Raw genomic sequence first — 12355 nt, forward strand, 5'->3', positions numbered from 1 at the left:
ATTTGTTCGTTTACCATCTAAATTTGCACAGTAATTGTGCGTAACTGAATGGCAAAAATAGCATAAATTTAACTCATGTCGAAGGTTAAATATTATTACGATAGCGAGACCCTTTCCTATAAAAAAATCGAGCGCCGCAAGGGCCGGAGATTTGGTATTATCCTGTTGAGTATCTTAAGTTCTTTCCTTGCAGGATTTATCCTGCTGGTAATTTACCTCAATATCCCGCAAATAGAAACTCCCCAGGAAAAAGCCCTCAAAAGGGAACTCCAGAATATGAAGCTCCAATATGGCCTTCTTAATAAGAAAATGGACCAGATCCAGGAGGTGCTGGCCAATGTGGAAGATCGGGACAACAATATTTACAGGCTTTATTTTGAAGCCAACCCTATCCCTGAAGAACAACGAATGGCTGGGTTTGGCGGGATTAACCGTTATAAAGACCTGGAAGGGTTCGATAATTCTAAACTTATTATCCAAACCAGCAAGCGTATGGATATACTCACCAAGCAGCTGGTGGTACAATCCAAATCCCTGGATGAAATAGCAGAACTCGCTAAGGAAAAGGAAAAACTGCTTGCTGCAATTCCCGCGATCCAGCCGGTAAAAAATGAAGACCTAAAAAGGATTGCTTCCGGATACGGCTGGAGAACCGATCCCTTTACCAAGGTTAAAAAGTTTCATTACGGAATGGATTTTACCGCCCCCCGCGGCACCCCGGTGTATGCAACCGGAGATGGCAGAGTAAAAAGAGCAGACAATAGGTCTACGGGCTATGGCAATCACATTAGAATAGACCATGGGTATGGGTATACCAGCCTATACGGCCATCTTTACAAATACAATGTAAGGCCAGGCCAAAAAGTGAAACGTGGAGATGTGATTGGATTCGTTGGAAGTACCGGCCGCTCTGAAGGACCGCACCTGCATTATGAAATTTTTAAAGATGACGACAGGATAAACCCTATAAATTTCTATTATGGCAATCTTTCTCCTGAAGAGTTTGATCAAATATTAGAAAAAGCACAACAAGAAAACCAATCTTTGGATTAATGTATATCAATCTTCCCGAAAAACGATATTACAGCATTGGCGAAGTTGCCGAAGCCTTTAAGGTGAATACCTCCCTTATCCGGTTTTGGGAAAAAGAATTTGATGTTATAAAACCAAAGAAAAATGCCAAGGGAAACCGTAAATTTACCCCGGCAGATATTAAAAACCTGGAACTTATTTTTCATTTGGTAAAAGAACGCGGTTTTACGCTGGAAGGAGCGAAGACACATCTTAAAGAAGAAAAGCAGCAAACCCTCAGCAATTTTGAAATTATTCGTAAGTTAGAGGGTATTAAAGCTACCCTTATAAATATTAAAAATCATTTGTAATTATGAAGAAATGGCTAATCCCCACCATTATAATTGTTGTCGTGGTAATAATCATTTACAGCCTTACCGCAGGCATCAATAATACCGCTGTAGAACTGGAAGAAACTGTGAAACAAACCTGGGCCGATGTGGAAAATTCCTATCAGCGAAGAAGCGATCTTATTCCAAATCTTGTGAATACCGTGAGAGGAGCAGCCGATTTTGAGCGTGGTACTTTAACCGATGTTATTGAGGCCCGTTCTAAAGCAACTTCAGTAAATGTAGATGCCGATAATTTGAATCCTCAACAACTGCAGCAATTTCAACAGGCACAAAGCGGGGTGAGCTCTGCCCTTTCGCGCTTACTTGTTACCGTGGAAAGGTATCCGGAACTAAAAGCCAATCAAAATTTCCAGCAGTTACAATCCCAGCTGGAAGGAACTGAAAATCGCATTAGCGTGGCCCGGAGCCGCTTCAACGAATCTGTTAGGGAATACAACACTTATATTAGAAAATTCCCGAACAATATTTTTGCGGGAATGTTTGGTTTTGAAAGAAAACCCACTTTTGAAGCAGACGCCGGGGCAGAAAATGCTCCTGAAGTAGAATTTGATTTTTGAGGATATGAGCAAGACAGAAGAATTCTTAACTAAGGCTGAAGAGGAAGAAATCGTTGAAGCCATTAGAACTGCTGAAAAAAATACTTCCGGAGAAATACGGGTTCACCTGGAAAAAACCACCGGCGGAAAAGACATTTTTGACCGGGCTATGGAAGTTTTTCATATGCTGAAAATGGACAACACCAAACAGGACAATGGGGTACTTATTTATGTGGCCGTAGAAGACCGTAATTTTGTAATCTACGGAGACAAAGGTATTAACGATGTAGTTGAAAATGATTTTTGGGAAACCACCAAAGATGCTATCGTAGCTCAGTTTAAACAAGGAAAGTTCAAACAGGGGCTCGTGGATGGCGTTTTAAAAGCAGGAACAGAACTTCAGAAGCATTTCCCATGGAATGAGAATGATGTAAACGAACTTTCCGACAAAATATCCAAAGGATAAATGCGTATACTCTCAAAAAAGTTTAACCTCACATTATTACTCCTTTTTGCATTTACAGGCATACTTCTCGCCCAGCGGGATATCCCCCCAAAACCTTCAGAAGAGACCAGCGTTTATGATGAAGCCGATATGCTCTCTTCTTCTGAAGAACAAAGGTTAGCGCAAAAACTGATTAACTATGCCGATACCACTTCCACGCAAATTGTAATAGTGACCATAGAATCCCTGAATGGGGAATATGAAGGCACTTATGCCGCACACTGGGCCCAGGAATGGGGCATTGGACAAAGCGAGAAAGACAATGGACTTCTAATCCTGGTTGCCGAAAACGACAGAAAAATATGGATTACCACAGGCTACGGACTTGAAGAATATCTTACCGATGCCAATACCAAAGATATTATTGAAAATATTATCCTACCTGAATTTCGAAGCAACAACTACTACCAGGGATTAGATAATGGAACCACGGCTGTTTTCCAGGTGCTTAACGGCACTTTTGAAGGCACCCCGCAAAGAAAACAAAATAGTGAAGGTACCCCGGTAAGAGCTATTATCTTCTTTATCATCTTTATAATTATTCTTGTGGCGCTGAGCAAAAAAAGAGGCGGTGGAAGAAATGGTGGCCGCAGAAGTGGCAGAAGCACCCTTTTTGATGCGGTTATTCTAAGTTCTCTTGGCCGTGGCAGCTTTGGCGGCGGCGGTGGTTTTGGTGGCGGCGGCGGTGGTTTTGGTGGCGGCGGAGGCGGCTTTGGAGGAGGCGGTGGCTTTGGCGGAGGATTTGGTGGTGGCGGCTTTGGAGGCGGCGGTGCCGGCGGAAGCTGGTAGTTTTCCATTGGACAATTGAGAATTGACAATGGACAATGGATAATGGATAATTGATGAATACCTGTCATTGGAAATGAACGGCTGATAGCGCAAAACCAATCCCACCAACTAGTAAAAAGAACCAGGAGGCAAGAACAGAGAGACAAGGTTACTCACATATAAATAAATCTAACATACTGAATTGCAGAAAGGCAGCGCCTCAGCATTCACTAAAATTATCTTCTATAACCACGCCCCCTACCCTGATCTGGCCCGGAGCCACCTCCAAAATTCTTAATTTTATAGGTAAAGCTAAGCATGGCATAGCGCGTAAGGATTAGGCTGCTCACATCCTGAATATAATCATCTCCTATTTGCCTCCTGGTATCAATGTTCTGGTCCAGTAAATCGTAAAACTTCAGTTTTATGATGGCATTCTCATCCAGAAATTCATAACCCAGGCTCATATTCCAAAGAATGGAAGTATTATCAAACCCCGGGGAGACAATTCCGAAGTAATTATAAGAGATATCATTACCAAAAACCACATTTTCCGGCCAGTAGGTAGTAATCTCCAAACCTGCCCGATGATTGGTAAATTCTTCATTTCGATCTACGCTAATATCGTATGCCGTTTTATTCCAGGTTGGCTGGTAATTTGGCTCAATATTTAGCAATTCTTCTATTTCATAACTTAATCGCAGCCGCGGACTCACGCTGTATTGGTTGGAAGTAAATTTTACGCCATTTATAAAGCCGATACTTTTATTGTAATTGGCGCTAAAACCTAAATTATACCTGAAGGTGCGGTTTTCATTTTTATATTGTTTATTATAAAAAGCTCCCATATTGGCACTCATTGCTCCATTCACATTGGTATAGGTGGTAGTTCTTCTCCCATCTTCCACAGTACTTACCTGGACAACATTATTTTTATAAAAATCAAAATTCATCCAGCTGAAAATGCCGCTGCGCGTGGAAAAGTCAAAATTGCGGTAATTTAGATTTATGCTTTGGCGGTAAGTGGGCTCCAGCTCAGGATTACCCACTACAATATTCAGCGGACTCGTTCTGTCCACCACTGGCTGCAACTGCCTGATGGAAGGAATATCCACATTGGTGTTATATCGTATAGAAAGGCTTTTAGAGCGCTCGATCTCATAACGAATGCCTGCTTCTAAAAAAAGATTGTCATAAGTATTATCAAAAGAAGTTTCCGCCAGATAATTGCTGTTTTCCAGGCTGGTATGCAACAACCCCACTTCTGTATTTACGCGCCATATATCCCCTTCATAATTTAAACCTATATTTGGGATGTGTCTCCTGCTGGTTACTTCAAAATCACTGCTTAGCAGCTCGTTAAGCTGATTGTAATTATTTCCGGCATCATCACTTTCATACACATACCTTTTGTTTGTGGAATTTTCATAATTAAAATCATAAGAAACATCCAGGAAGAATTGATCGGCAAGCACGCTACGTTTACTTACTTCGAAAGAATACTGGTTCTCATTCTCATCTTCATCTATATATTGATCCTGAATCTCTGTTCGTGCTTCTTCATCTTCATAAAACATTGTTTCAGAATAATAAAAATTGTCGTTTTTCTGGCGACTGTGATCATTTGAAAATTCCAGCTGCAAGTAGGAGCCCCGGCTTCCAAAACGCCTTATAAAATCTATATTATTGCTAAAACCCACATTATTAAGTTCTTCATCCTGTGAAGTTTCAGTACTGTTCACCAGGTTAAGATCTTCATCCAGAGATTCCGCCGTTCTTCCACGGTAAGAATGGCCAAAATCGGCATCCATACCCGGGCGGATGGAAAGCCTAGTAAGGCTATCAAATTCGATTTCAAAACGTACGCTGGCGTTGTGACTATCGTTCAGCAGATTACTGCTCTGCTCAGAATTTGTATAGTAAAGGGAATCGGGTAGAAAATTTTCCCTGGCCACCACTGTACGGGTTTGGGTATCTCCTCTTTCAAACAAATAATCGGCACTTAATTCAATATCACTTTCTCTTTCCCATTTGTTCACAAAGTTGAGCCCGGCTGTTTCTGCCTTGGTTATCCCGCCACTTCCACCACCAAATACATTTCTTCCAGCCGTTCTTCCCATCATTCCAAAAACCTCATCATAACTAAAGCCTGACGTATTGATATTATTGGAACTGGCCAGTACGGTTAGGCGTAAATCATCTTTATAATAATTGCCAATCCCGCTTAATTCGTACCGCTCATCTGTACCCCCGCCCGCAGTTGCCCTGGCAAAGTATCCTTGATTCTTATCTTCTTTAATGGTAATGTTAACGGTTTTATTATCTGGGTCTCCTGCCTTGCCGGTAAATTCTTCAGATTTCGTTTTAGTATCGGTTACCTGGATTTTATTAATAATTTCCTTCGGAAGGTTTTTTGTAGCGATTTTAGGATCATTCCCAAAGAATTCCTCTCCATTAACAAGAATCCTGGACACCGGTTTGCCATTCACCGTAATATTCCCATCATTATCCACTTCTACCCCGGGAAGTTTTTTCATCAATTCTTCCAGGTTAGCATCTTGCCGAGTGGTAAAAGAATCGGCATTAAATTCCAGGGTGTCCTTTTTAATAGTGATGGGCGCCCTTGTGGCGGTTACCATTACCTCTGCCAGCTCGTTATCCTGAATATCCATGCTTATAGCAGGCAATTCTATATTTCCTGCTTTTAGCTCAACCGTTTGCCGGTGAGGTTTATAGCCCGCGAAGGAAACGATCAAATTTGTCTTTGTAGTACCTGAAGATCTTCCGGTAAGGCGGAAGCTACCATCATTTTCTGAAATAGTGTACGTAACAAGGCTGCTGTCTACCGCCTTCTCGAGATAAACAGTAGCCGATTCCAGAGGCTGCCCTTCTTCATCTACTACTTTTCCTGTAACTTCAAATTGTTGGGAGAAAACCAGGTTCGACAAAAAAATTAAGGCGAGGCTAAAATAAAATTTCATTAAGATGTAAGGTTGATTGACAGAATACCTGAAAACCTGGAAGCTTCAGGCACTACTATGACATCTAAAAACCTTAAAAGTTTAATGAAAATTTATTTTTTCCTGAAATAAACAGTAATTGGCACTCCTTTAAAATCAAATTCCTTACGAAGTTTGTTCTCTATAAAACGTTTATAAGGATCCCTCACATACTGCGGAAGGTTACAGAAAAATGCAAATTGTGGCTGTGGAGTAGGCAGCTGGGTACAAAACTTTATTTTTACATATTTGCCTTTGTAAGCAGGCGGCGGATTATTTTCTATAATAGGCAGCATCACGTCGTTTAGCTCCCTTGTTTTTATTTTCTGGCTCCTGTTTTCAAATACTTTTACCGCAGTTTCTATAGCTTTAAAAACGCGCTGTTTTGTGAGTACAGAAATAAAAACGATTGGCACATCTGTAAACGGCTCTATTTCTTTTCTAATTTGCGCCTCATAATCTTTCAAGGTGTTGGTTTCCTTTTCCATAAGGTCCCATTTATTCACTAAAATAACAATGCCTTTGCGGTTACGATGGGCCAGCCAAAAGATATTCTGTACCTGGCCGTCAAAACCTCTCTGTGCATCAAGAACAACAAGGCAAACGTCACAATTCTCAATAGCACGAACAGATCGCATTACGGAGTAAAATTCCAGGTCTTCCTTTACTTTGGATTTTCTACGAATTCCGGCAGTATCTACCAGATTAAATTCGAAGCCAAAACGGTTATAGCGGGTATCTATGGAGTCGCGGGTAGTTCCCGCAACATCTGTTACAATATACCTTTCTTCCCCAATAAGGGCATTTATAAAAGAAGATTTTCCAGCATTAGGCCTTCCTACCACGGCAAAACGTGGCAGTTCTGTTTCCTCTTCAGCTTCAGTTTCCGGCAGGGCATCAACTAAGGCATCCAGCAAATCTCCGGTACCGCTGCCATTGGTGCTGGCTATAGGAAAATATTCTCCAAGTCCCAGATTATAGAATTCCACCGCATTGGCCAAACGTTTATTATTATCTACTTTATTTACGGCAAGAAATACAGGCTTATCCACTTTCCGAAGAAGTTTGGCTACGTCTTCATCCATTGGAGTTATGCCAGTTTCCACATCTACCATGAAGATAATGGCATCTGCCTCATCTATAGCCAGTTCTACCTGTTTATCTATCTCATCTTCAAAAACATCCTCACTACCTTTGGCATAACCGCCGGTGTCTATTAAAGAAAATTTCCGGCCATTCCAGTCAGATTTTCCGTAATGACGGTCACGTGTAACCCCGCTTACCGCATCTACAATAGCTTCCCGCCGCTGGATTAACCGGTTAAAAAAGGTAGATTTTCCCACGTTAGGTCTTCCTACAATGGCTACAATATTGCCCATAACTTTTATTCTTTTAAAGTGGCAAAATTAGTGGTTTTAAAACTAATGTCTTGGAATATTATTTATCTTATTTTTCCGGTTTTCTGAAATTTGATCTCCTGAAGTCTTCTCGTGCAGTTTGTATTTTGCTATAGCTTACTTGCTTAAAATGAGTAATCAACCCAACAAAAAAATCAGCAAAACAGAAATTCATAGAAATTGAAGAAAAAAGCTTCTTAAACTGAAGCCATTAATCACCCGAATAACCAAACCTTTTGAGTTGATTGCTGTCACTGCGCCAGTTCTTGTTCACCTTTACGTAAAGCTCAACATGCACCTGTTTTCCGAAGAATTTCTCCAGGTCTTTTCGCGCTTCCACTCCCACTCTTTTTAAGGCTGAACCTTTGTGCCCAATGATAATGCCCTTTTGTGTTTCCCGCTCTACCATAATCACACTGCGCATCCTAATAATCTCTTCTTCTTCAAAAAATTCCTGGGTGTCGATTTCTACGCTATAGGGAATCTCTTTTTTGTAATGCATGAGGATTTTCTCCCGAATGATCTCGTTTACAAAAAACCGTTCCGGTTTATCGGTAAGGGTGTCCTTGGGATAAAAAGCAGGGCCTTCAGGCAATAGCTCTACAATACGGTTAAAGACTTCAGCAACATTAAAACCCTGCAAAGCTGATATTGGATGAATTTCAGCACCCGGCACTTTTTCTTTCCAAAGCTGCACCTGTTCCTCAAGTTGCTCCTGATTGGAAGTGTCAATTTTATTCAGCAGTAATAGAACAGGAATTTCAGCATGTATAATTTTATTGAAAAAAGCTTCGTCTTTAAGAGCCTGCTCCCCTATTTCCACCATATATACCAGCACATCGGCATCTTCAAAGGCAGATTTCACAAAATCCATCATCGACTGCTGCAATTGGTAGGCCGGCTTAATGATGCCAGGAGTATCGCTTAAAATCACCTGGAAATCCTCCCCATTTACAATCCCCAGAATCCTGTGGCGGGTAGTCTGCGCCTTGGAAGTAATAATAGAAAGTTTCTCCCCAATAAAAGCGTTCATAAGTGTGGATTTCCCAACATTAGGATTCCCGATAATATTAACAAACCCCGCTTTATGTGCCATAACTGAAAATTTTTCACAAAGGTATTTGTTTTAATAGCGCCTTCCTAACTTTTTAATTTTCAAAAGCAGGAATTTGCGTATAGTGTTATGTATTAAACGACTCCTTAAGCTAATTGATTATCAAACTGTTAAAACAACCCCAGGTTTTTCATGAATCTCCTAAAAGTAATCAGGTAATAGTGCCAGCGCTTTGCCATTAAATAAAATTACCTAATTTTGCCGGCTCTTATGAAAAACAGAAGAACTTTAATATCATCTCCTGTTACTCCGCCATAAAAATCGGAACTCAACCGCCTGTCCTTCAATTTCAGAATTTTAGTTGAAAGAAATTTTTCTTTTACACCATCATTTTAAATAGTTCAATATGACAAAGATTTTTAATCTTTTCGATTTTAAACAAAAAGTAGATTATAAGACAGAAATCCTCGCCGGATTAACCGTTGCCCTGGCGCTTATTCCTGAAGCTGTTGCCTTTGCTTTTATTGCCGGGCTCTCCCCGCTTACAGGTTTATATGCGGCTTTTGTAATGGGATTAATAACTTCAATTTTAGGAGGCCGCCCCGGGATGATCTCCGGTGCTACCGGCGCTGTGGCGGTGGTTATAGTTGGACTTTCTGTAACGCACGGCCCGGAGTATATTTTTGCCACGGTTATCCTTGCAGGAATTATCCAGATCCTGGCGGGAGTGCTTCGTCTTGGTAAACTTATTCGGCTTGTCCCTCATTCCGTGATTTTTGGTTTTGTAAACGGGTTGGCCATTATTATTTTCATGTCACAACTGGCCCAGTTTAAAACGCTTAATGCTGCCGGAGAAATGGTATGGATGACGGGCCCGCCGCTTTGGACATTCCTGGGTCTTGTACTAACCGCAATGGTTATTATTTGGGGACTACCGAAGCTTACCAAGGTATTTCCTTCTTCCTTAGCGGCAATTTTAGTAGTTTTTGGAATTGTAGTGGCGTTAGGTGTAGATACTAAAAGCGTGGGAGATATGGCTTCGATAAGCGGTGGTTTTCCTCCTTTTCACCTTCCCGAAGTTCCATTTTCCTGGGATACGCTTCAACTTATATTTCCTTATGCCGCCATTATGGCTGGAGTGGGTTTGATTGAAAGCCTGCTTACGCTTAATATTATAGATGAAATCACCGAAACCCGCGGCCGTGGCAATAAAGAATGTGTGGCCCAGGGCACGGCAAATATGCTTTCAGGGCTTTTTTCCGGAATGGGAGGTTGCGCCATGCTTGGCCAGAGCCTTATTAACGTTTCTTCCGGGGCCAGGGCAAGATTATCTGGTATTGTGGCTGCGGTAATGCTGCTGGTTTTTATCATGTTTGGCGCCGATCTTATTGAAAAACTTCCTATGGCCGCGCTTACCGGTGTAATGATTATGGTAGCCGTGGGAACTTTTGAATGGGCCAGTTTAAAGACCTTCAGGAGAATGCCAAAATCTGATGTTCTGGTGATGGTGCTGGTAACGCTGGTAACTATCTTCCTTCACAACCTGGCATTGGCCGTGCTGGTTGGCGTAATTATTTCAGCATTGGTATTTGCCTGGGACAATGCAAAACGTATTCGTGCCAGAAAGCGTGTAGATGAAAACGGTGTAAAACATTATGAAATTTACGGTCCGCTTTTCTTCGGATCTGTAGCCGCCTTCAATGAAAAATTTGATATTCTTAATGATCCTGATGAAGTGATTATTGATTTTTCTGAAAGCAGGATTGTAGACATGTCGGGGATAGAAGCGGTAAACAAATTAACCGAAAGATACCTGAAGCAAGGCAAAAAATTGCACCTAAGACATCTTAGTGAAGATTGCCGACAACTTCTGGAAAATGCAGATGCCATTATTGAAGTAAACGTGCTGGAAGATCCACACTACAAAGTCGCAGTAGATAAATTGTAAATCTTAGAGCGAGTGATTTAAATTGCCTATAATTAATAGTTGTCACCTCGAGCGGAGTCAGAAGTTATTTTGAAGTTCCCGATTTCGCTCGAATGATCAACTATTTTTGAGCAAGCTGAATTTTCTACAAATCCTGCCCTTCTTCGTCTATAACTTTAAAAGCTTTAATAGCCGCGTTAGGTTCAATTATATTATAACCGCTCCAGAATTCAGGATCGTATTTTTTAAAATTCCTGAACTCAAATTCATCTGGAACATTCAGGCTGTTATAGGTATTCTCAGCAATATTCTCATTTTCATAAATCACCAGCTGGAATTTAGAAATATCGCTGTTGTTTATTCTTATTTCCATATCTACCTCTTTCAGTTTTTTATTGAAAAGCCACCGGTCCTTTTTTACCAGTAACTTCAATGGCCGGTCAATTCCCACAGTGCTGCCATCTTCCACTTCCAGGTATTTTGGATTGTATTTACCCTGGGAATTTCTGCTAAAAATCATGGTACCGCGATATACATCATCTTTATTGCTTATTCCAAAAAGGCTAAACTTTTTAAGCAACCTCACATTTTCATAATCCAGGCGGTGTATGCCGAAATCTTCAGTATTCACATACATTTTCCCTTTGAAATCTGCTTTGCGTTTGGGCTCAAAAGCAATAATATAAACTATAGCGTTATCCAGTTGGGTATAACCTTCTACCGTAAAATCATATTTTCGACTTTTTTCAAACACATCAAGTATCCCGTCCTCTTTCCAGAACATATTTTGCAGCTGACTATTGATTAACCTGGAAGCGGTTTCTGCTACCTGCTTTTGCTCCTTTCTCCTGTCCTGCTCAACTTCTTCAGGGGTTTTATCTTCAGTATTATTAGCCTTTTCAATGCCTTCATTTATTTCTTCAGCATCCATTTTAAAACCTAAAATCCCGGTTTTAATCTTCAGAAAAGTGCCTTCGCCCACATTTTGTTGCAGTATTCTTTCAAACCTGCGCGAGAGTTCTTCCAGAGATTCTTCATTTACGGGATTTTCAAGATTTGCTGCTTTTATGAGCTGGACTTTATGCTTCTCGTAATTTCCATAAAAATCTCCAAGGTATTCATAGTAACTATCAGCATAATGAGGAATTTTTGACACAACTTCATCCATAAGATCCTGGTTAATCTCAGGCACCGTACTTTCTTCCACTTCCAGGTCAAATTGGTTAAGAATGTTATAATAGGACCTGCGGAAAAAAAATCTCTTTTTGGTAAGGTCAAAATTGTAATTGCTGTCTACCCTGGCCAGCGCACGTTCTACAATCTCTTCTGCACTCATGTCTTTATCTGAAATAAAAACATTGGCCAGCTCTATAGATTTTTCTTTTAAATACATAACCTCTTCCAGTTTCTCCACCGGAAGCACCAGGGTCTCATAACCTATGGAAGAAACGGAAAGTTCTTCCACTTTTTCATTTTCTGCCGGGATACTAAAATATCCTTCTTCATTGGTAACCACGCCTTTGTTTGCAGCATACTGTACAGTAGCGAAAGGAATAGGTTGTTTAGACTGGAGATCTCTTATTGTTCCTGAAATTTGTGCAGAAAGAGATTGCAAAGAAAAGATTAAGAACGTAAAATAATACAAAAGGCGCCTCATGTAAACAAGTTTACTTTAAGACGCCATAAAGTTTGCTTTGTTACAGATAGCAGGATTATTAGCACAATTTTCTCTGCTTTTATGATGC

General features: G+C 40.7%; 10 protein-coding genes. 6 read left to right on the plus strand and 4 right to left on the minus strand.

Going from position 1 to position 12355, the window contains the following annotated elements; all coding sequences use genetic code 11:
- Positions 1 to 75 precede the first annotated feature (75 nt).
- From AB8M93_RS00845 to AB8M93_RS00865, 5 genes are read left to right on the plus strand one after another with little or no spacing between them, the layout of a single operon-like run.
- Entirely contained in the window at positions 76 to 1053 is a 978-nt protein-coding gene (locus tag AB8M93_RS00845; RefSeq protein WP_373055664.1) for a M23 family metallopeptidase, read from the plus strand.
- On the plus strand, positions 1053 to 1382 hold the full coding sequence (locus AB8M93_RS00850) for a MerR family transcriptional regulator (protein ID WP_373055665.1): 330 nt from the start codon (positions 1053 to 1055) through the stop codon (positions 1380 to 1382). Before AB8M93_RS00845 ends, AB8M93_RS00850 begins: the two co-directional genes overlap by 1 nt.
- Positions 1383 to 1384: 2 nt before the next feature.
- On the plus strand, positions 1385 to 1981 hold the full coding sequence (locus AB8M93_RS00855; RefSeq protein WP_373055666.1) for a LemA family protein: 597 nt from the start codon (positions 1385 to 1387) through the stop codon (positions 1979 to 1981).
- A gap of 4 nt (positions 1982 to 1985) precedes the next feature.
- Positions 1986 to 2426, plus strand: a complete 441-nt coding sequence (locus tag AB8M93_RS00860) for a TPM domain-containing protein (RefSeq protein ID WP_373055668.1) — start codon at positions 1986 to 1988, stop codon at positions 2424 to 2426.
- Positions 2427 to 3254 (plus strand): TPM domain-containing protein, encoded by an 828-nt coding sequence (locus AB8M93_RS00865; RefSeq protein WP_373055670.1) that lies wholly within the window; start codon positions 2427 to 2429, stop codon positions 3252 to 3254. It abuts the gene before it with no gap.
- A 215-nt stretch (positions 3255 to 3469) separates the two neighbouring features.
- On the opposite strand, the gene AB8M93_RS00870 is transcribed toward AB8M93_RS00865, so the two are convergent.
- The 3 genes from AB8M93_RS00870 to era all read right to left on the minus strand — a co-directional run bounded on the left by AB8M93_RS00870 (position 3470) and on the right by era (position 8725).
- On the minus strand, positions 3470 to 6214 hold the full coding sequence (locus AB8M93_RS00870; protein WP_373055671.1) for an outer membrane beta-barrel protein: 2745 nt from the start codon (positions 6212 to 6214) through the stop codon (positions 3470 to 3472).
- 92 nt (positions 6215 to 6306) lie between these two features.
- Entirely contained in the window at positions 6307 to 7611 is a 1305-nt protein-coding gene (gene der, locus AB8M93_RS00875; protein WP_373055673.1) for a ribosome biogenesis GTPase Der, read from the minus strand.
- Positions 7612 to 7840: 229 nt separating this feature from the next.
- A complete protein-coding gene (gene era, locus AB8M93_RS00880; RefSeq protein WP_373055675.1) occupies positions 7841 to 8725 on the minus strand; it encodes a GTPase Era in 885 nt (294 codons plus the stop codon).
- Positions 8726 to 9089: 364 nt separating this feature from the next.
- On the opposite strand from era, the gene AB8M93_RS00885 reads away from it, so the two are divergent.
- Positions 9090 to 10631 (plus strand): SulP family inorganic anion transporter, encoded by a 1542-nt coding sequence (locus AB8M93_RS00885; protein ID WP_373055677.1) that lies wholly within the window; start codon positions 9090 to 9092, stop codon positions 10629 to 10631.
- Positions 10632 to 10755: 124 nt separating this feature from the next.
- On the opposite strand, the gene AB8M93_RS00890 is transcribed toward AB8M93_RS00885, so the two are convergent.
- The gene (locus AB8M93_RS00890) at positions 10756 to 12267 is read right to left on the minus strand and encodes a carboxypeptidase-like regulatory domain-containing protein (RefSeq protein WP_373055678.1); all 1512 of its coding nucleotides are present in this window, start codon (positions 12265 to 12267) and stop codon (positions 10756 to 10758) included.
- Positions 12268 to 12355: the final 88 nt, after the last annotated feature.

It is taken from the genome of Autumnicola aciditolerans, from assembly GCF_041679265.1.
Lineage (GTDB): Bacteria > Bacteroidota > Bacteroidia > Flavobacteriales > Flavobacteriaceae > Autumnicola.